This is a genomic window from Acinetobacter sp. YH1901141, from assembly GCF_013416935.1.
GTDB lineage: Bacteria > Pseudomonadota > Gammaproteobacteria > Pseudomonadales > Moraxellaceae > Acinetobacter > Acinetobacter towneri.
Genome location: NZ_VPEY01000006.1, coordinates 20,258 through 41,061 on the forward strand (window position 1 = coordinate 20,258; position 20,804 = coordinate 41,061).

Annotated in this window: 20 protein-coding genes; 15 read left to right on the forward strand and 5 right to left on the reverse strand. The window is 41.3% G+C overall.

Annotation, left to right across the window (positions count from 1 at the left end; all coding sequences use genetic code 11):
• Positions 1–185 precede the first annotated feature (185 nt).
• Positions 186–1,322 carry an acyl-CoA dehydrogenase family protein gene (locus FTV52_RS05050; protein WP_004973203.1) on the reverse strand — a complete coding sequence of 379 codons (1,137 nt, stop codon included), beginning with the start codon at positions 1,320–1,322 and terminating at the stop codon, positions 186–188.
• Positions 1,323–1,470: 148 nt separating this feature from the next.
• Entirely contained in the window at positions 1,471–2,241 is a 771-nt protein-coding gene (locus FTV52_RS05055; RefSeq protein WP_004973201.1) for a 3-hydroxyacyl-CoA dehydrogenase, read from the reverse strand.
• 142 nt (positions 2,242–2,383) lie between these two features.
• Between FTV52_RS05055 and FTV52_RS05060 the strand changes: the two genes are divergently transcribed.
• The 3 genes from FTV52_RS05060 to FTV52_RS05070 all read left to right on the forward strand — a co-directional run bounded on the left by FTV52_RS05060 (position 2,384) and on the right by FTV52_RS05070 (position 5,135).
• Positions 2,384–3,409: an AraC family transcriptional regulator gene (locus FTV52_RS05060; protein ID WP_178865887.1), complete on the forward strand. Its 1,026-nt coding sequence runs from the start codon at positions 2,384–2,386 to the stop codon at positions 3,407–3,409.
• 260 nt (positions 3,410–3,669) lie between these two features.
• Positions 3,670–4,020, forward strand: coding sequence for a hypothetical protein (locus FTV52_RS05065; protein WP_179990151.1), 351 nt, complete (start codon positions 3,670–3,672; stop codon positions 4,018–4,020).
• Between the two features lie 203 nt (positions 4,021–4,223).
• Positions 4,224–5,135, forward strand: a complete 912-nt coding sequence (locus FTV52_RS05070) for a bestrophin family protein (RefSeq protein WP_004973196.1) — start codon at positions 4,224–4,226, stop codon at positions 5,133–5,135.
• 114 nt (positions 5,136–5,249) lie between these two features.
• On the opposite strand, the gene prmC is transcribed toward FTV52_RS05070, so the two are convergent.
• Together prmC and prfA are read right to left on the reverse strand one after the other, a co-directional pair.
• Positions 5,250–6,080 (reverse strand): peptide chain release factor N(5)-glutamine methyltransferase, encoded by an 831-nt coding sequence (gene prmC, locus FTV52_RS05075; RefSeq protein ID WP_131260809.1) that lies wholly within the window; start codon positions 6,078–6,080, stop codon positions 5,250–5,252.
• The gene (gene prfA, locus FTV52_RS05080) at positions 6,080–7,168 is read right to left on the reverse strand and encodes a peptide chain release factor 1 (RefSeq protein WP_004973192.1); all 1,089 of its coding nucleotides are present in this window, start codon (positions 7,166–7,168) and stop codon (positions 6,080–6,082) included. Before prfA ends, prmC begins: the two co-directional genes overlap by 1 nt.
• Before the next feature lie 386 nt (positions 7,169–7,554).
• Here prfA and FTV52_RS05085 point away from each other — a divergent pair, with 386 nt between their 5' ends.
• The 5 genes from FTV52_RS05085 to FTV52_RS05105 all read left to right on the forward strand — a co-directional run bounded on the left by FTV52_RS05085 (position 7,555) and on the right by FTV52_RS05105 (position 11,205).
• Positions 7,555–7,980 (forward strand): glycine zipper 2TM domain-containing protein, encoded by a 426-nt coding sequence (locus FTV52_RS05085; RefSeq protein ID WP_004973189.1) that lies wholly within the window; start codon positions 7,555–7,557, stop codon positions 7,978–7,980.
• Positions 7,981–8,225: 245 nt separating this feature from the next.
• Positions 8,226–8,723, forward strand: coding sequence for a hypothetical protein (locus FTV52_RS05090; RefSeq protein WP_004973185.1), 498 nt, complete (start codon positions 8,226–8,228; stop codon positions 8,721–8,723).
• Between the two features lie 221 nt (positions 8,724–8,944).
• Positions 8,945–9,949 carry an LLM class flavin-dependent oxidoreductase gene (locus tag FTV52_RS05095; protein ID WP_179990188.1) on the forward strand — a complete coding sequence of 335 codons (1,005 nt, stop codon included), beginning with the start codon at positions 8,945–8,947 and terminating at the stop codon, positions 9,947–9,949.
• 72 nt (positions 9,950–10,021) lie between these two features.
• The gene (locus FTV52_RS05100) at positions 10,022–10,459 is read left to right on the forward strand and encodes a hypothetical protein (protein ID WP_257221672.1); all 438 of its coding nucleotides are present in this window, start codon (positions 10,022–10,024) and stop codon (positions 10,457–10,459) included.
• Positions 10,460–10,650: 191 nt separating this feature from the next.
• Positions 10,651–11,205: a hypothetical protein gene (locus FTV52_RS05105; protein WP_004973179.1), complete on the forward strand. Its 555-nt coding sequence runs from the start codon at positions 10,651–10,653 to the stop codon at positions 11,203–11,205.
• Between the two features lie 114 nt (positions 11,206–11,319).
• On the opposite strand, the gene FTV52_RS05110 is transcribed toward FTV52_RS05105, so the two are convergent.
• Positions 11,320–12,156 carry a pyruvate, water dikinase regulatory protein gene (locus tag FTV52_RS05110; protein ID WP_004973178.1) on the reverse strand — a complete coding sequence of 279 codons (837 nt, stop codon included), beginning with the start codon at positions 12,154–12,156 and terminating at the stop codon, positions 11,320–11,322.
• A gap of 155 nt (positions 12,157–12,311) precedes the next feature.
• Here FTV52_RS05110 and ppsA point away from each other — a divergent pair, with 155 nt between their 5' ends.
• From ppsA to cyoE, 7 genes are all read left to right on the forward strand, one after another.
• Positions 12,312–14,690 (forward strand): phosphoenolpyruvate synthase, encoded by a 2,379-nt coding sequence (gene ppsA, locus FTV52_RS05115; RefSeq protein ID WP_004973175.1) that lies wholly within the window; start codon positions 12,312–12,314, stop codon positions 14,688–14,690.
• Between the two features lie 74 nt (positions 14,691–14,764).
• Positions 14,765–15,562, forward strand: a complete 798-nt coding sequence (locus tag FTV52_RS05120) for an RDD family protein (protein WP_004973172.1) — start codon at positions 14,765–14,767, stop codon at positions 15,560–15,562.
• Between the two features lie 302 nt (positions 15,563–15,864).
• Positions 15,865–16,938 (forward strand): ubiquinol oxidase subunit II, encoded by a 1,074-nt coding sequence (cyoA, locus tag FTV52_RS05125; RefSeq protein WP_004973169.1) that lies wholly within the window; start codon positions 15,865–15,867, stop codon positions 16,936–16,938.
• A gap of 3 nt (positions 16,939–16,941) precedes the next feature.
• Positions 16,942–18,930 (forward strand): cytochrome o ubiquinol oxidase subunit I, encoded by a 1,989-nt coding sequence (gene cyoB / locus FTV52_RS05130; protein WP_096900904.1) that lies wholly within the window; start codon positions 16,942–16,944, stop codon positions 18,928–18,930.
• A 3-nt stretch (positions 18,931–18,933) separates the two neighbouring features.
• Positions 18,934–19,551 carry a cytochrome o ubiquinol oxidase subunit III gene (gene cyoC, locus FTV52_RS05135; protein ID WP_004973159.1) on the forward strand — a complete coding sequence of 206 codons (618 nt, stop codon included), beginning with the start codon at positions 18,934–18,936 and terminating at the stop codon, positions 19,549–19,551.
• Complete coding sequence (locus FTV52_RS05140; protein WP_004973158.1) at positions 19,551–19,877, forward strand: cytochrome o ubiquinol oxidase subunit IV; 327 nt, start codon at positions 19,551–19,553, stop codon at positions 19,875–19,877. The genes cyoC and FTV52_RS05140 overlap by 1 nt, the downstream gene beginning before the upstream one ends.
• 10 nt (positions 19,878–19,887) lie before the next feature.
• The gene (gene cyoE / locus FTV52_RS05145) at positions 19,888–20,766 is read left to right on the forward strand and encodes a heme o synthase (protein WP_004973155.1); all 879 of its coding nucleotides are present in this window, start codon (positions 19,888–19,890) and stop codon (positions 20,764–20,766) included.
• Positions 20,767–20,804: the final 38 nt, after the last annotated feature.

Consider the following 20,804-nt stretch of genomic DNA (forward strand, 5'->3'; position numbering starts at 1 on the left):
ATCGCTCTTTAAAATTTAAATTAGGTTTGCTGTGTTGAAGTCGATCATGCAACGCAATCACGACATGATCTTCGCGTATTTTTCAATCAAGTTAGCTAAACATGATTTGAACATTTTCTCAATTTCCACATCCTGCAATAACCTTGCAAGCTTTGGACACCGACTAAAGTTTTAGATACTCAGCTTTAACGCTTAGTCACTTCACGTGCAATCACCAAACGCTGAATATCGGATGCACCTTCATAAATTTGGCTAACGCGCACATCGCGGTAAATACGTTCAACTGGGAAATCAGATACATAGCCATAGCCCCCATGTATTTGAATCGCATCTGAACACACACGCTCTGCCATGGTTGAAGCAAAAAGCTTGGCCATAGATGCTTCTTTTAAACACGGTAAGCCTGCATCTTTGAGGCTTGCGGCATGTAGAATAAGCTGTCGTGCAGCTTCAATCTGTGTTGCCATATCTGCCAAGCGAAACGCGACTGCCTGATGTTGCACAATTTCAACTCCAAAAGCTTTACGCTCATTGGCATAGTCCACGGCTGCATCTAAAGCTGCTCGCGCCATACCCACCGATTGCGCGGCAATACCAATACGCCCCGACTCTAAATTAGAGAGTGCAATTTTGTAGCCTTCACCTTCTTGCCCCAATAGGTTTTCTGCAGGAATACGGCAGTTTTCCAACACGATGGTGGCGGTATCGGAACAGTGCTGTCCCATTTTGTCTTCTAAACGTGCCACGATATAACCTGGTGTGTTCGTCGGGACTAAAAAGCAGGAAATGCCTTTTTTACCCGCAGTTTTGTCCGTTACAGCAAAAACTAAAGCAACATCTGCATATTTGCCTGTGGTGATAAACTGCTTGGTGCCATTTAAAACCCAATCCTCGCCATCTTTTTCAGCTTTACATTCAATCGCGCTGGCATCAGAGCCGACTTGTGGTTCAGTTAAACAAAAGCAGCCTAACCATTCGCCTGTTGCCAGTTTAGTTAAATATTTTTGTTTTTGCGCCTCTGTGCCGTAGCGTTGTGTAATTCCGCATGGCAATGAGTTTTGCACACTCACAATCGTTGAAATTGCACCATCACCCGCAGCAATTTCTTCTAAGGCTAAAACGAGAGATACATAATCTAAACCTGCACCGCCCCATTCTTCTGCAACGGTCATGCCCAAAGCACCTAGCTCACCCAGTTCTTTTAACTCCTTTGCAGGGAATTCAGCAGTTTTATCACGTGCCGCTGCAGTTGGTTTAAGCTTTTCCTGTGCATAACTGCGCAGCATATCCTGAATCATTTTTTGTTCATGGCTTAAAATCATGGTGACCCTCTGTTTATATGGTAGATGTTGTTTTTGTCAGGAATGCGCGCAACATCCTTGTGCTGTATTGCAACGGTTTTTTAGTATCCAGTTTTTCAATACTTGAATTTTTGCTTAGGCTATTTTATGGATATAGCATCGTCATAACTTATTTCGGTTGCATACGAATTGCGCCATCCAAACGAATCACTTCACCGTTTAAATAACCATTTTCAAAAATATGACCCACCAATTGCGCAAATTCTTCAGGCTTTGCCAAACGTGGTGGAAATGGCACCATTTGCCCTAAAGCATCTTGCACATGCTGTGGAAATGCTTTCAGCATCGGGGTTTCCATAATACCGGGGGCAATCGTCATCACCCGAATGGCTTCACGTGCCAATTCACGTGCCAAAGGCAGCGTCATCCCCACAATTGCACCTTTCGATGCAGAATACGCACTTTGTCCAATCTGCCCATCAAATGCTGCAACCGAAGCAGTATTCACAATCACACCACGCTCTTCTTCATCGGCGGCTAAGTCATATTTCGCCATCAGTTGTGCCGCAAAACGGATCATATTAAAACTGCCCGTGACATTAATATTCAGCACTTTTTGGAACATTGCCAAATCATGCAAACCATCACGTCCCAAGACTTTGGCAGACGGTGCAATGCCTGCACAATTCACCAAGCCATTTAACTGTCCGTATTTTTGCTCAATATGGTTAAAAAGCTGCTGTACTTGGTTTTCATCGGTCACGTCTACAGCTACGAAGTCTGCATTTTCGCCCAATTGCTGTTGAAGCTGCTGCCCAAGTTCTTGATTCATATCAACCAAAATAACTTTTGCACCTTGCGCAACTAAATGTTGTGCAGTCGCAGCGCCTAAACCCGATGCACCACCCGTGACCACACAGACTTTTCCTTGAATTTTCATTTTATTTTCCTTATAAATTTTCAGGTTGATACAACTTAAGAAACAGATTAATCACACTCAAGCTAGAGTACAATTTCCAAACCCTGCATCGACTATGATGTATTTGAACACTCAACTTGTAAATGGAATACCACGCCATCCCATGAATGCAACTCAGCTCACTTACAGCAAAGGTACAATTTCAATTGCTTTAGTCCATGAAGCTTTGCATACTGCACAGCAACGCGGTATGGATACGCATGCGATTTTGCAGACGGCGGGTATTCCTGCAGAGCTGTTACATTCCAACAAAGCGAGGGTGTCAATTCTGCAATATGGTCAATTGTGGATTGCACTGGCAGATGCCATGAACGATGAATTTTTTGGCATGGACAGCCATGCTATGCGTCGTGGCAGTTATCAACTCTTGTCTAAATGGGTGTACCAAGCAGAGCATTTAAAGGCCGCATTACAGGACATTTTAAATTTCTTTAATTTAATACTGGATGATTTTTCAGGTGAATTAAACGTAGATGGTGAATATGCAATCTTAACCATTCACGATAAAGATCAAGTGAAACCGATGTTTAGTTATGCCACTTATTTAATGCTGATTCATGGCTTGATGTGCTGGCTGACAGGACAACGTATCGCTATTTTAAACATGCAACTCAAATGTGCTGCCCCGCAGGATGATGCTGATTATCGTGTCCGTTTCTGTGATGAAATTGAATATGCGTGTACAGCGCATAAGATTTATTTTGAGGCAAAACATCTTGATTTAAAAATCAAGCAGGATAAAAAAAGTTGGAAACGCTTTTTAAAACAAACACCTTTTAACCTTTTGGTGCGTTATAAAAACCCACATGCGCTGAGTCATAAAATCCGTAAACAATTAATGCGATTGCCGCCGAGTGAGTGGTTAGAACTGAACGAATTAACCCAACATTTCAATATGTCTGAAGCGACGTTCCAACGGCGTTTAAAGCAGGAAGGCACCAGCTATCAGCAATTAAAAAATGAAATCCGTCGAGATACGGCAATTGAATTGTTGAGCAAAACCCAACAATCACTTCAGGAAATTAGCGATCAATTAAATTTCCATGATCCTAGCGCTTTTCATCGTGCCTTTAAAAAATGGACTGGGGTCAATCCTGGTGCATATCGACAATATACCGAAAGCTCATAATTGAAAGCTCATAATTGCGTGACTTATCACCTACTACTCAGCCACTATTTTGTGTATTTTACAAACAACTTAATTATAAAAGAAAACTCATCGCTGTGATTTCAAGGTTGAGCAGTGAACTGGACGTTCATCGGCACTGCATTGTCAAAGTATTAAATTTAGTTTACTTTTCAATCAATTTGAAGCATAAATTTTATGCAATTCGGCTGTCATACTCCCCCTGTAATATTAAATGTACGAGCATCTTTGGAGGTTTCCCCATGCTTAAGATGATGGATGTACTTGAACACAATCTAGTTCAAAATTTCTCTCACTCCCTCAACCAAGCTTCTGACCAATTAGATGAATTACTCAATCAAAGTATTCTAAATACCTCAGAAGAACAGTTACGCAATGTCATGTCTGCGTTTTTCAAACGTGAAGATGCACTTGAAGCAGCGCAAGCCCTAGATATTTGCCAAGAACATTTACAATCTTTACAAGCAGGTTTAGCACTCAAAGATGAACACCTGTGCGATACCGCTAAAATTGTTGCACTATGTTTAGCTTTAGAAACAGACAGTTTGGCACAAGTTGAAATTCCAGACTGTTTGCAAGATTACCCGATGTAAGCTAAAACTTTGAGCATTCAGTTGCTGAAAGTATTTAAAAAGTGATGTCTTCATGGCATCACTTTTTTATTGGCTGTTGCAATAATAAATAAGAAAAATTGACTTTAAGCCGCTTGCTGCTTTTTGAATCAAAAGCTAGCTATCATCTTGCCAAGCGTTGTTTGTCTATGAAACACTAAGGACAGCTTCAAGGATGCATCAAGATGATTATTCGCAATAAAAACAACAGTTTTACCCTACTGTTTGCATGGTATGGGACAATTTTACCCACGGTCTTACCTGCACTTGCAATTGTGGTCTTCCTTTCTACGGTCTTAGTGTATTTGTCTTCTCACCACTTTTTTCAAGTGCCGAGCGTACCAGCCATTGGCTTTACCATTTTCGGTATTATTTTGTCTATTTTCCTCAGTTTTAGAAATAACGCCAGTTATGAACGTTGGTGGGAAGGTCGAAAATTGTGGGGGACGTTAATTGCAACATCACGGCATATTTCACGTGACTCATACGTACTGCCAGATCAACAGCGTCGGGTCTTGATGTATCGGGTCATGTTGTTTAGTAATTTATTGCGTAACCGTTTACGCAATCAAAACCAACCTATCGATTTTTATCAAAACAAAGTCAACCTCACATCTGCAGATTATGAAGCATTATTTCCGCATATTAATGCCGCACAGTTTATTTTAGAAAGCATTCAAAAAGAGTTAGTCAGCGCACTGAAAACAGGTGAAATTTCCGATATTATTTATCAAGGCTTGAATCAACATATTGTTGAATTGGGTAATGTGCAAGCAGGTTGCGATCGAATTCTCAGCACACCCTTGCCTTTTTCTTATTCAGTCTTGTTGCACCGCACTGTGTATTGCTTCTGCTTTATTCTGCCTTTTAGTTTAGAAGCAAGTTTAGGAATCTGGACACCAATTTTGGTGGGTTTAATTGCCTATTTATTCTTAGGTTTAGATGCTCTCAGCGAACAACTTGAAGAACCTTTTGGCCTGCAAGACAATGATTTACCGCTCAACTCCATGGTGCGATTAATTGAACGGGAAATGCTGAGTTCACTTGGCGAAGAACTACCACCTGCAATTTTGGCAGTGAAAGGCAACCTAAGCTGACATCAGTTGAGTTGAGGCTCATAAATTGGTCTTGCACTTAAACTTTGCTAATCATTCGTCTATGTTTGCAAGCTGATAAATAGATCTCACAAGATTTTTAACTGATATAACACATCAGCCAGCAAGCCATTGTGCTAAAGTCACCCGATCATTGCCTGCATAATCTTTGACTGTACGAATGTCAGAAAAACCGTGTTCTGCAAAAATCGCTTGCACTGCTAAAGCTTGGTCATAGCCATGCTCTAGTGCAATCCATCCATTTGCTTTCAGCCAGTGCTTACCCTGCGAAATAATCTGCAGAATATCTGCCAAACCCTGATCTGCTGCCACCAATGCACGTTCAGGCTCTGCTGCCAAAGCAGACATGTGTGCATCATTAGCATCTATATACGGCGGATTAGATACAATTAAATCAAAACGTGGCTCGGCTGCTGAACCCAATGCCTCAAACCATGCACCACAGGCAAATTGCACCTGATTTAAAGCATGCTTGCTTGCATTTTCTTGAGCAACTGCAAGCGTTGGCAGGTAAATATCGGTTGCGGTTACCTGCCAATCTGGACGTTCAGATGCTAAAGCCAAAGCAATCGCCCCTGTACCTGTGCCTAAATCGACAATTACAGCATCACGTTGTAATGACAAAGCCAACACAGTTTCGACCAAAACCTCGGTATCAGGACGTGGCACCAAAGTATCGTGCGTGACTTTTAAATCCAGTGTCCAAAATGGCTGTGAACCTGTGATATACGCCAAAGGCTCGCCTGCTGCTATACGTGCCAAAGCCTGCACATACATCTGCTCTTGCGCGGCACTCAATTCCTGATCTGCACGATATTTTAATTCAAGCGCACTGAGTCCTAAAAAATGCTCTAACAACCAAATATTTTCTTGACGCTCATAGCTATCGACTTCACCACGTAGCGCCAAGGCTTGTGCAATATTCATTAACCACCGTTTTGCTGAGCAAGCATCGCCAACTGATCTGCCTGATATTCACGATGCAGACTATCTAGTAGTTCAGTTAAATCACCTTCCATCACCGCATCCAACTTATATAAAGTCAGGTTAATACGATGATCTGTCATACGTCCTTGCGGATAGTTATAGGTACGAATACGCTCAGAACGGTCACCCGAACCCACCAAATCACGACGCATTTCTGAAGTTGCTGCATCTGCTGCAGCACGTTTGGCATTTTCCAAACGTGATGCCAACAACGCCATCGCTTTCGCTTTGTTTTTATGCTGTGAACGCTCTTCCTGACATTCCACCACAGTACCCGTCGGAATGTGGGTTATACGCACTGCAGAGTCGGTTTTGTTAACGTGCTGACCACCCGCACCCGAAGCACGATAGGTATCGATACGCAAATCGGCAGGGTTAATATCTACCGTGGTGTCTACATCTACTTCAGGTAAAATTGCCACAGTACACGCTGATGTATGCACACGACCTTGCGATTCAGTCGCAGGAACACGTTGCACACGATGCGCACCACTTTCAAACTTCAAACGGCCATACACGCCTTCGCCATTCACCAAGCAAATGACTTCTTTATATCCGCCGTGTTCACCTTCATTTTCAGATAAAATTTCGATTCTCCAGCCCTGACTTTCGGCATATTTGCTATACATGCGGAATAAGTCACCCGAGAAAATCGCGGCTTCATCGCCACCTGTCCCTGCGCGAATCTCCAAATAAGCCGAGTTGGCATCATTCGGGTCTTTTGGAATCATTAAAATATTTAAGTCAGCTTCAAGTTGCTGAATCAGCGCTTTATTGTCTTTAATTTCTTCTTGCGCCATTTCCTTAAAGTCAGGATCAGACAACATTGCTTCGGCTGTTTCAATATCGGCTTCGGCTTGTGTGTATTGTGACCACACTGCCGTAATTTCGTCTAAATCACTGTGTTCACGTGATAATTGACGAAAACGCTTGTTATCTGAAATCACTTCAACATCTGCCAACAAAGCAGTCAATTCTTCATGGCGGTCAGAAAGCTGATCTAATCGTAAACGTAACGATTCTTTCATTGTTTAAAAAATCTCAATGCAAAGGCTGTTACATGCAACACGCAGCACAGCGAAATAAAAAATTGCGCATAGTTTACCGATTCTACCACCCAAATAACATCATTATTAAGTCTGTACGATGTTTGAAATGCCTATCTGCAGATGTTCTAGCAGTATTTCTGCTTGATGATGCTGTGCATTGCGATGAATGTACAACTCACCAAGTACCGCAATTAGCATCCGCATTTGGACATTTTTTTAGCAATTTTAATCAAACTCATACAAAGCCCACACCAAAGAACACCAATCTCGTCTGCACTCTCCACATTTTAAAAGCGGCGCTTTGTTAAATTGAGCCCATCAAAATTGATCATAAATAAGTCCTATAAATGGACATGGAGTTCAACATGAAACTTAATGCAATGTTAATGACAGCAGCTTTAGCCACAGCTTCAATGCTCAGTGCCAACGTTTATGCAGACAATACTACGCGCGTTGCCGCAGCCAGTGCTTTAGGCAGTGTTGCAGGTACAGCTATTGGTAAAAATATGGGTGGTACTACGGGTGCAACACTAGGCGCTGCCTTAGGCGGTGCTGGTGGTGCAGCCGTGGCGAGTGATAAGCGTCATCGTACTGAATCTGCAATTGGTGGTGCTTTGGGTGGTGGTGCGGGTTATACCGTAGGTAAAAATATGGGCGGTACCAATGGTGGTTATATTGGTTCAGCTTTAGGTGCAGCAGGTGGTGCAGCACTCGGCAATAAAATCTCGAAAGATAAAGAATATGACCGCTATCAAGAACGTAAATGGAAGAAAAAACGCAACCGTCGTTAATCTTGAACGATAGGCATAGAGCAGCAAAAAAGCATCAACACAGGTTTGATGCTTTTTTATAGGATTAATTTTTCTTCATATATCAGTTCAAAAAAACGACCATAATCAATATGAAGAAATTTAGCAGTGCAATTACAAAGTCTTTACCAAACTTTGCAGATTTACCTCATTGCCCTTCACGATCTTTGCCATCTGTTTCTATATCTTCATTACAAAACATATTAATCAATATTTGGAGCATCCGCATGAAACTTAATCGTATTTTATTGGGTAGCGTTATCGCAAGTTCTGCCTTGCTTATGAGCACTGCGCATGCGAACGATACACGTGTTGCCGTAAGTTCTGCCTTGGGTGGTGCTGTCGGAGCAGCAATTGGTCAACAAATGGGTGGACAAACAGGCGCGATGATTGGTTCAGCCATTGGTGGTGCGGGCGGTGCTGCAGCTTCTGCCAATAAACGTGACCGTAACGGTGCCATGATTGGTGCTGCCTTGGGCGGTGCAGGTGGATATAGCGTTGGTCGCAATATGGCAGGCAACAATGGTGGTTATGTCGGTGCAGGACTCGGTTCTGCAGGTGGTGCAGTATTAGGTCAAAAAGTTAGCGAAGACCGTCGTGATGATCGTTATGACCGCCGCTATGATAGCCGTGGCTATCGCTACAATGACTACCGTTATAATGACCGTTACCGCAAAGACAATGGCTTACATTTAGGTCACTATAAAAATGGTAAACGTCGTTAATTTCTCACGATACTTCTAACAATCAGCACCTTCGGGTGCTTTTTGTTTGCTGACTACTTGCTTGGATAAATGTTTTTTTATAAAGCGTGCTTTTTGGATGAATGTCGCGCGTTGTTAAATGGCAATATCTCATGACTCGCCCATATATCGAAAATTTTCGATATACAAAATCAGTGCAGCATCGTATGATAAAACTCTCTTTAATCAAGCTGGAATAAATGATGCGTTCCCTGCAAGACACAAAATTTGCCATTCTTGAACTCGCACCTGTACGTGATGATCAATCAGTACAGTTTTCACTGCATCATGCACTTGAATTAGCACGACACGCAGAACAACTCGGCTATGACCGTTTGTGGTTGGCGGAACATCATAATATGGATGGCATTGCCAGCTCAGCAACCGCAGTTCTTTTGGGTTATTTATTAGCAAATACGCAAAAAATTAAACTCGGTTCTGGCGGTATTATGCTCCCCAACCACGCACCGTTAGTGGTCGCTGAACAGTTTGGAACTTTAGCGACTTTATATCCTAACCGTATTGAACTCGGTTTAGGTCGCGCACCAGGCACAGATCAAGTGACCATGCGTGCGCTGCGTCGTGGGCGACAGGAAACTGAAGATCAATTTCCGCAAGATGTTTTAGAAATTTTGCATTACTTTAAAGATGCTGAACCACAACAACGTATTGTTGCTACGCCAGGACAAGGGACACACGTTCCTGTATGGTTGCTTGGTTCAAGTTTATTTAGCGCACAACTTGCTGCAAAATTAGGACTACCCTACTCATTTGCCTCACACTTCGCCCCGCGTATGCTTGCTCAAGCCATTCAGTTATATCGTGACAATTTTGAGCCTTCAGAATATTTAGAGCGGCCTTATGTGTCTATGGGTGTGCCAACAGTGGTTGCAGATACCGACCAAGAAGCAGAATTTTTGGCGACTAGTGCCTATCAGCGTGTTTTAGGTTTAATGCGTGGACAAAGCCTAAAACTCAAAGCTCCAGTCGAAAGTATGGATGGCTTATGGTCACCTGCAGAAAAAATGTCAGTTGATAGTTTTTATGCCATGGCGCAAATTGGCTCAAAGGCGACTGTCAAAGCAGGATTGGAAAACTTATTGGCGAAGTATGATGTCGATGAGTTTATTTTTACCTGTGACATCTATGACACAGAAAAACGCTTACATAACTTTGATTTGCTCATGCAAATGAAGAAAAATATTTAATTCATTCAACACACCTTACAGCCAAATCAAGGGCTGTAAGGTAACTAAATTCTTAAGGTATTATTGGATCATATGTTAATTTTTAAACAGAAGCTTCTACCCGTTTTCTTTGGCACTTTGCTTACAGTGCTAGGCTGTTCTGAATCGTCACTGAATAATCAAACAGAAATCATCATACCAAAACTACAATATTCAGGTGATGGAAGTAATGCTAGCTACAGTGAAGCAATAATTACCCTTGAAGGAAAATGCTTGTATTTCACAGCAAACCAGACGAATTTTCTTCCTATTTTTGCGACTCAACAAGCTTACTGGGATTCGAGAAATGATGTATTAGTCGTAGATAATAAAACGTATAAAAATGGCGATAGAGTTGCCTATGGTGCAGGTGAAGCCTCTAATATTGATTTAGATTCATATTCATGGATCATAAAACCAAACTCTGCTTGCGTTGAAAATAATTCTATTATTATCAATAAATTAACACCTCCTTTACCAACTTCTGACTAAGAGTGTAAATAATTATAATTACAAAAAATTTGTATTTTCTTGTTTTCTCCCGCTTAAATCTCAGTTGAATTAATTTTCAATCTTTAGGAATGACTGGCTCGCCTGCACAAAAGACTTTACCAAACAGTACTGCCCCAACAAAATAGAGTAAATGTTCTAATTTATAAAATGAATAAATCAAGAGATTCAGCATGGTCAGTCCTAAACACGACGTACATAGACACGCTTTTCAAAACTGCTTGGCAGATTTTCAAGAATTCCAAGGCGAATGCATTCCTGCAACTGAAATCAAACAGCATGACTTCACAGGTTTACGCGTTGCAGTTATTGGTGCAAATCAGGACAGCGTGGCACAACTCGATAGAATTTGTCAGCAAGCAACATCTGTTCAAGTCTTTCAAATTGCACCGCATTTTGTCCTGCCAAGTACAGAACGTGGCATCCATCGCCTAATTAGCCATCCTTTAGTGTTTAAAAATCGACGTTTGTTTAATAACCGCGTCAAAAATATTTTGGCTTTACGCTTTTTAGATGCTCAAGTCAAAGACACGTGGCTTAAACGTCAACTCACACCAAACATTGCAGATACACATCAACGCTATTTTAAATCTGATCATTATTATTCAGCTTTACAACGCGAAAATTGCCATTTGATTACTTGGCCAATTGTCAAAGTCTGTGCACATAGCGTGCATAGTATTGATGGACAAGAACATCCAATTGATACCATTATCACTACATTTTAAGTCACACTAAAAGCATTATCATTTAAATAAATAGTAGCTTGATTTTTATTCTATTTAAATCCAATAAAAAAGAGCCAAAATAAAATTTTGGCTCTTTTAATACATATAGTTTCATTAACCAATACGACGTTTTAAACCTGTCATTTGTAAAACACGTGTTGAAATTTCTTCAATCGACATTTCTGAAACATTTAAATATTTAATCCCTTCTGAAATATAAATACCTTCAATCGCACGCAATTCCATTTGGCATTGATTAAAACTTGCATAACGGCTATTGGCTTTACGTTCAGTACGAATTGCCACAAGGCGTTCAGCATCAATCATCAAGCCAAATAACTTATGTTTATGCGGCTTTAATACGGCTGGCAAACGGTTGTCATCGAGGTCTTCTTCAGTCAATGGATAGTTCGCCACACGAATCCCGAACTGTAAAGAAAGGTAGATGGAAGTTGGCGTTTTACCCGAACGCGACACCCCAATCAGAATCAGATCGGCCTTGTCGTAATGGCGTGTACGTGCGCCATCATCGTTATCTAAGGCAAAATGCACCGCATCAATACGTGCCTTGTAAGATTCAGAATCTGTTACGGCATGCGTCTGCCCGACCAAAGTGGTTGGTGGTGTTCCTAACTCTTCAGAAAGCTTACTAATTAAGCCTTCAAATACATCTAAATTAATTGCTTTGGCAGTGTTGATAATGTCACGCACATATTGGTCAACCAAGGTATCAAACACCAAAGGTAATTGACCATCAATTTGTGCTCGGGCATTAATCTCTGCCACCACATTCATAGCCGCTTCTTCAGACGTAATATAAGGATGAATATGAATATCAAAGTCCACATTTGGAAATTGCGCTAAGAGTGAATGTCCAAGGGTTTCAGCCGTAATTGCAGTTCCATCGGAAATAAAAAAAACACTCCGCTTAATTTGTTTACCATCTGACATTAAAATTCTCCTTAAACATTTGTCTTAGTGCTATATAATCTTTATAGTAAACCGATCTTACATGACTGTCGCTTAGTAAAACCAAATTGCTAAGTAGATTTATTATAATTTCATGACAAGATAGTGATTAATACTGCAAAAGTGGAGTAACAACTTTGGAAGCGCGCGTAATTGGTCTGGAAAAATTAGGGAAACACGATGTTGAGCTCGTGGGTGGGAAAAACTCATCTTTGGGCGAAATGATCAGCCACTTATCTAATGCTGGTGTATCGGTACCAGGTGGCTTTGCAACAACAGCTGCTGCTTATCGTGAATTTCTCGAGCAAAGTGGCCTAAACGCTAAAATTCAAGCAGAGCTAAAAACACTCAATGTAGATGACGTGAATGCGCTTGCTGAAACTGGTGCAAAAATTCGTCAATGGATTGTCGACACTCCGCTTACTGCATCACTAGAACAAGAAATCCGAGTTGCTTTTGAAGCACTCTCTAACGGCAACCCAAACATCGCGGTTGCCGTTCGTTCATCTGCAACTGCAGAAGATCTACCAGACGCATCTTTCGCAGGTCAGCAAGAAACATTCCTAAACATCCGTGGCATTGACAACGTATTAATTGCCATTAAAGAAGTTTTTGCATCTTTGTACAACGACCGCGCGATTTCTTACCGTGTACACCAAAACTTTGACCACGATGTCGTTGCTTTGTCTGCAGGCGTACAACGTATGGTACGTTCAGAAACTGGCGCTGCTGGTGTAATGTTTACCCTAGATACAGAATCTGGTTTCCGTGATGCTGTATTCATTACTGCTTCTTATGGTTTGGGTGAAATGGTGGTTCAGGGTGCAGTTAACCCAGATGAATTCTATATTTCTAAGCCTTTATTAAAAGCAGGCAAACACTCAGTTTTACGTCGTAACCTTGGCTCTAAACACCAAAAAATGATTTATGGTGAAGAAGGCGCGGCTGGTAAATCTGTAGTTGTGGTCGATGTTGAAAAACAAGATCGCCAACAGTTCTCTTTAAATGATCACGAACTACAAGAATTAGCGAAACAAGCGTTAATTATTGAAGAACATTATCAAGCGCCTATGGATATTGAATGGGCAAAAGATGGTGATGACGGTCAAATCTACATCGTTCAAGCACGTCCTGAAACTGTAAAAAGCCGTGAAAACGTCGGTACTATGGAACGCTACCTATTGAAACAAAAAGGTACGGTCATTTGTGAAGGTCGTTCAATTGGTCAGCGTATCGGTTCTGGTAGAGTCCGCGTTGTAACGTCTATTAAAGAAATGGACAAAGTTCAGGAAGGTGACGTTCTTGTTTCAGACATGACTGATCCAGACTGGGAACCAGTGATGAAACGTGCTGCTGCAATTGTCACTAACCGCGGTGGTCGTACTTGTCACGCTGCAATTATTGCCCGTGAATTAGGCGTACCTGCAATTGTAGGTTGTGGTAATGCAACTGAAGTTTTGACTGATGGTCAGGAAGTTACAGTTTCTTGCGCCGAAGGCGACACAGGTTTCATTTATGAAGGTGCTTTAGATTTTGAAGTTCAAAAGAACTCAATCGAATCTATGCCTAAACTTCCGTTCAAAATCATGATGAACGTTGGTAACCCAGACCGCGCATTTGACTTTGCTCAAATTCCAAACGAAGGGATTGGTCTTGCACGTTTAGAATTCATCATCAACCGTATGATTGGTGTGCATCCTAAAGCATTGCTTAATATTGACAGCTTACCACGTGAAACACGTGCAGCAGTTATGGCGCGTACTGCGGGCTATTCATCGCCAATCGAATTCTATGTAGAAAAATTGGTTGAAGGTATTTCTACCCTTGCTGCTGCATTCGCTGACAAACCAGTGATTGTGCGTATGTCTGACTTCAAATCAAACGAATACGCAAACTTAATTGGTGGTAAGTTATATGAGCCAGAAGAAGAAAACCCAATGTTGGGCTTCCGTGGTGCAAGTCGTTATGTGTCTGACAATTTCCGTGACTGCTTCGAGCTTGAATGTCGTGCCTTGAAAAAAGTACGTGACGAAATGGGCTTAACCAACGTACAAATTATGATTCCATTTGTACGTACCGTTGCTGAAGCAAAACGTGTGATCGAATTGCTTGCGCTGAATGGTTTAAAACGTGGTGAAAATGGTCTGAAAGTGATCATGATGTGTGAATTACCAACCAACGCATTGTTGGCTGAACAATTCCTTGAGCACTTCGATGGTTTCTCTATCGGCTCAAATGACTTAACTCAGTTAACACTTGGTTTAGACCGTGACTCAGGCATTGTTTCTCACCTGTTCGATGAACGTGACCCTGCAGTGAAAGCATTACTTTCTATGGCAATTCACGCATGCCGTAAAGCAGGTAAATATGTCGGTATCTGTGGTCAAGGCCCTTCAGATCACCCTGACCTTGCACGTTGGTTAATGGAACAAGGTATTGAATCTGTATCTTTAAACCCAGACTCAGTTTTAGACACTTGGTTCTTCCTTTCTGAAGAAAAAGCTCAACAAGCGTAGTAAAACGTGTTAAAAGAAAACCCATGCACCTGCGTGGGTTTTTTTTCAAATTCATTTTTTGAGATTTTATATTTATGCAAATTTACTTGGCACGAAATAATCAACAAGCTGGGCCATACACCTTAGAGCAGCTCAACCAAATGCTCGCCAGCCAACAAGTGTTGCTGACAGATTTGGCTTGGCACCAAGGCATGAGCGAATGGAAAGCTTTAGGTGAACTCACCCAAGGTAAACTTGTATATGAACCACAAGGCTACGTCAGCACACCACCTGCCCCTGAACATTCACCTTTTCAAAATACAGATTACACGGCTACAAACACATCACGACCAAGCTCAGCATCATCAAATTCAAGAACACAGGCAACAAAAAATGAATTGGCGAGCATTAACCAACGTGCTTTAGCCAAAATTATAGACATGTTGTTATGGTTGCCTGCAGCAGCACTTCCCTCTTTTTTCTTAAATGCGGACCAGTTTGAACAATTGTCTGGTTTACAACAAAAAATGCAGGCAGCGACAACGTCTGATCAAGCCATGCAATTGCAAACTGAACTCTTTCAGCTCATTCCAATGCAAGCTTGGCAAGCGGTGGCAATTTATTTATTGATTATGCTGGGCATACAAGCCTTCCTGCTGGCTAAAACTGGACAAAGTATTGGCAAACGTCTGACTAAAATTAAGATTGTCGATGCTGAAACCGATGAAAAAGTCAGCCTAATGCGTGTGTTTACTATTCGCTCTATCATTTTCATTATTTTGAATATGATGTTTATGCCCTTCATCACAATTTTAGATTATGGCTTTGCATTTGGTGCAAAACGACAGGCTTTGCACGATAAACTCGCCAAAACCAAAGTCGTAAAGCAATAATTTGATTTTATTTATTCAGGGATGATTGATCATCCCTTTTTTCTTATAATATTGATAAATATAAATAAATTAAAATTAACACAAATAATTCCGAGTATAAAAATTGGTTTTCATTCCCTCCACTTAAAGCCGCTTTATGTGTAGCTTAGTTTGTCGATATCAGGCATAATGCCCTACAACGTAGCGGTGTCCGATGATTAAGAAGACTTTTTCATCTTTTTTGATGTCTTTTTAATCATGCGACACTTTAATCGCTATCCCATATTAAATTAGGGAATGGGACTCTTCACCGAGGTTGTAAAATGAGACAAACGATTTTAGCTGTATTGTCTTTATCTACGATGGCTGCACTCTTAACTGGGTGTGGCGGTGATTTAGTACTTCTGAACTCAAAAGGTCCAGTTGCAGCAGGTCAAAGTAACCTGATGATGACTGCGATTTACCTAATGCTATTGGTGGTTATTCCATCTGCAATTATGGCATTGTGGTTCGGTTGGAAATATCGCGCATCGAATAAAGACGCAGACTATCAACCAACATGGTCACACTCTACTGCAATTGAAATTGTAGTATGGGGTATACCTGTTATTATTATTTGTATTTTAGCTTGGTTAACTTGGTGGGGTTCCCACAAGTACGACCCTTACCGTCCGCTAGAATCCGAAAAAGCTCCTTTAACTGTTCAAGTTATTGCTGAACAATTTAAATGGATCTTCATCTACCCAGAACAGAACATTGCTACTGTTAACGAATTACGCTTCCCAGAGCAAACGCCTGTAAGCTTACGTTTAACATCTAACTTCACAATGAACTCGTTCTTTATCCCTGCATTATCTGGTCAGATTTATGCAATGGCGGGTATGCAAACTCACTTGAACGTTTTAGCAGACAACACGGGCGAATTCCGTGGTTTCTCATCTAACTACTCAGGTTATGGTTTCTCGCAAATGCGCTTTAAAGCTCACTCTGTAACTCAAGCTGATTTTGAGCAATGGGTAACAGCTGTTAAAGCAGGTCAAGGTACGACTATCAATCCTCAAGCTGTTCAAAAAACAGTTTTAGATCAAGCTGAATTTGCTTCTTTACGTGACGGTAACCGTTCACAGAAACAAATTGATGCAATGGTTCGTAACGCCAAAACTGAATTAGAGAAAAAACTTGCTGCAACGGCTTTAAAAGAAGGTCCATATAAGACTCAGCCACATCCTGTGACTTATTACTCTTCTGTTGAGCAAGGCTTGTTTGAATCAGTGATCAATAACTATATGAGTAACTACCATGGTGCTGACCATTCAGCTCCTGTAGTGGCTGGTGAAGCGCCTGCTTCTGAAACTCATGTAGCAGTTGAACATGCGACTGCTTCTCAAGGGGAATAAGACATGAGCTTATTAGGTAAGTTAGGTCCAGATGCAATTCCTTACGATCCAATCGTATTGGTAACTGTTGCAGCGATGATCTTAGGTGGTCTTGCAGCGATTGCTGGTATTACCTACTTCAAAAAATGGGGCTACTTGTGGAACGAATGGTTCACATCTGTAGACCATAAAAAAATTGGTATCATGTATATCTTTGTATCTGTAGTCATGTTACTTCGTGGCTTCGCAGATGCGATCATGATGCGTCTTCAACAGTTCCTTGCGAAAGGTGGTGGTGAAGGCTATTTACACCCAGAACACTATGACCAGATTTTCACCGCACACGGTGTGATCATGATCTTCTTCGTGGCAATGGGTCTTGTTGTTGGCTTAATGAACATCTCTGTACCATTACAGATTGGTGCTCGTGACGTAGCCTTCCCGTTATTAAACTCTTTAAGCTTCTGGTTATTCGCTGGTGCTGCAGGTTTAATGATGGTTTCACTTGCATTAGGTGAATTCGCTGCTACAGGTTGGATGGCTTATCCTCCTCTATCTGGTATCGAATACTCTCCAGGTGTTGGTGTTGACTACTATATTTGGGCACTTCAGGTTTCTGGTCTAGGTACGCTTCTTACTGGTGTTAACTTCTTCGTTACCATCATCAAAATGCGTGCGCCTGGCATGAAACTTATGGACATGCCTGTTTTCACTTGGACAACATTAGTTACTGCGGTACTTATCATTGCAACATTCCCAGTTTTAACTGCGACAATTGCAATGTTAACGCTTGACCGTTACTTCGGTTTCCACTTCTTTACGAACGACATGGGTGGTAGCCCAATGTTGTATGTAAACTTGATTTGGACATGGGGTCACCCAGAAGTTTATATCTTAGTATTACCAGCATTTGGTATTTACTCAGAAGTAACTGCGACTTTTGCTCGCAAAACATTGTTCGGTTACAAATCAATGGTGTACGCAACTGTTGCAATTGGTGTGTTATCACTTGTTGTATGGGTTCACCACTTCTTTACCATGGGTGCAGGTGCCAACGTTAACGCGTTCTTCGGTATCATGACCATGATTATTGCGATTCCTACTGGTGTGAAAATCTTCTCTTGGTTATTCACCATGTACAAGGGTCGTATTACCTACACTACCCCAATGCTTTGGACACTTGGCTTCCTTGTGACTTTTGGTATCGGTGGTTTAACAGGTGTATTAATGGCAGTTCCACCAGCGGACTTCCTTGTACACAACTCTTTATTCCTAATTGCTCACTTCCATAACGTAATTATTGGTGGTGTAGTATTCGCGATGTTCGCAGGTATCATTTACTACTGGCCAAAAATGTTTGGTTGGAGACTCAATGAAACTTGGGGTAAAGCAGCATTCTGGTTCTGGTTCTTCGGTTTCTACTTTGCATTCATGCCACTTTATATCCTTGGTTTCATGGGTATGACTCGTCGTTTGAATACATATGACAACCCAGAATGGGATCCATACTTGGCAATTGCGTTCTTCGGTTCTGTGTTAATTGCTATTGGTCTATTCTGCTTCGTTATGCAGATTGTGGTTGGCTTCCTACAACGCAACCAACGCTTAGACCTTACTGGAGATCCATGGGATGGCCGTACGCTTGAGTGGGCTACTTCTTCTCCAGCACCGTTCTATAACTTTGCTCACCTTCCAAAGATCAATGGTATTGATACTTTCTGGACTGACAAAGAAAATGGTGTTGCATACGCTCGTCCAACTAAGTATGAAGATGTCCATATGCCAACTAACCGTGCAGCTGGCTTCATAATTGCAATGTTTATTACAACTATGGGCTTCGCATTAATCTGGCATATTTGGTGGCTAGCAATCGTTACGTTCATTGCGGCAATCATCAGCTTCATCGTGAGTTCTTTCACGAAGAAAGTGGACTACTATGTTCCTGCTGCTGAAGTTGAGCGTATTGAAAACGAACGCTATGCGATCCTTGAAAAACACTTGAAGAAGGACTAAGACATGGCTGAAGTACTTCATCACGACAACCACGGACATGATGATCATCACCACGATGATACAGACATCACCGTCTTTGGTTTCTGGACCTACTTGATGAGTGACCTTGTAATTTTTGGTACACTTTTCATCGCGTTCGCTGTATTAAGTAGCCACGTTCCAGTAGGCACTCCAACAGCTAAAGATTTGTTTGGCGAGTCATTAGGCTTCGTTTTAACAGAAACTTTTGCCCTGTTGATTTCTTCTGTAACTTTCGGTTTTGCCGTTTTAGCTGCTTACAAGAAAGATGTTGCTAAAGTTCTAACTTGGTTAGGCGTGACTTGGGTTTTCGGTGCGATCTTTATTGGTATGGAACTTTATGAGTTCAACCATTTAGTTCACGCTGGACATGGTCCAAGTGCGAGTGCGTTCTTATCTGCGTTCTTTACTTTGGTTGGTACGCACGGTATTCACGTAACTTCAGGTTTAGTTTGGATGATCGTGTTAATGGTTCAAATCAAGAAATATGGTTTGACTATTCCGAACATGCGTCGTTTAGCTTGCCTAAGCTTGTTCTGGCACTTCCTTGACATCGTTTGGATCTGTGTATTCAGCGTAGTTTACTTGATGGGAGTTCTCTAATGAGTCACGATCACAACTCTGCTGGTGCATCACACGGTAACACTAAGCAATATACGATTGGCTTTATCCTTTCTGTTATCCTTACCATTATTCCTTTTGGTATGGTTATGGCAGGTGGTTTTGGCCGTGGTATTTTGATTACTGTTATTTCGATTACAGCAGTTGCTCAGATTCTTATTCAATTAATTTATTTCTTGCATATGAATTCTTCTTCAGAGCAACGTTGGAACGTGATTGCATTCGTGTATACCATTCTGACCATTGCCATCCTTTTGGTTGGTTCTGTATGGATCATGAACTACCTACACTACAACATGATGATCTAAACTGGTTGTCATGCTGAAAAAGTATTTATTCCTGACAAAGCCAGGAATTCTCTTTGGTAATTTTATTACCACTTTGGGTGGCTACTTTGTAGCTGCCCAAGGTTCTGTAGATTTCCTTCTCCTACTGCTTACTCTGCTTGGTACAACGCTTGTTGTCGCCTCAGGATGTGTGGTCAACAATATTATTGACCAAGACATCGACCAAAAAATGCAACGCACACAAAACCGTGCTTTAGTGAAAAAAACTGTTTCTGTTCCTATTGCGCTGATTTATTCAGTGGTATTGGGCATAATTGGTTTTAGCATTTTATGGTTTGGAGTTAACGCATACGCTTTTCTTTTTGCACTGATTGGTTTCGTGGTTTATGTCGGCTTTTACAGTCTATGGACCAAACGCACAACAATTCATCAAACCATTATTGGCAGTATTTCAGGCGCAAGCCCACCTGTCATTGGTTATACCGCTGTTGCAAATCAATTTGACTTAGCTGCACTACTTATCTTTTTAGGTTATGCACTTTGGCAAATGCCCCACTCTTGGGCGATTGCAATTTACCGTTTTGATGATTACAAAAATGCGGGGATTCCAATTTTGCCAGTTGCTCGTTCAATTTTACGAACGAAAATTGAATCACTAATTTATGTGGTGTTATTTACCGTTGCCATGAATGGACTGTTTGTATTTGGTTATGCAAACTGGCTATATCTGGTTATTTTGAATGCACTTTGTATTTATTGGTTCTATATTGGCGTCATTGGCTTCAAAGCAGAAAATGATCAATTATGGGCAAAACGCTTTTTCCTATTTTCGGTTATTTTAATTACTGTTGTGAGTTTATGTTTTAGCTTTACAGCAACCGCACCAAGCACGCAAATCATACTTTTTTAAAAGATAGAGTTTAGCTCTATCTTTTAATGGAGTGCCTA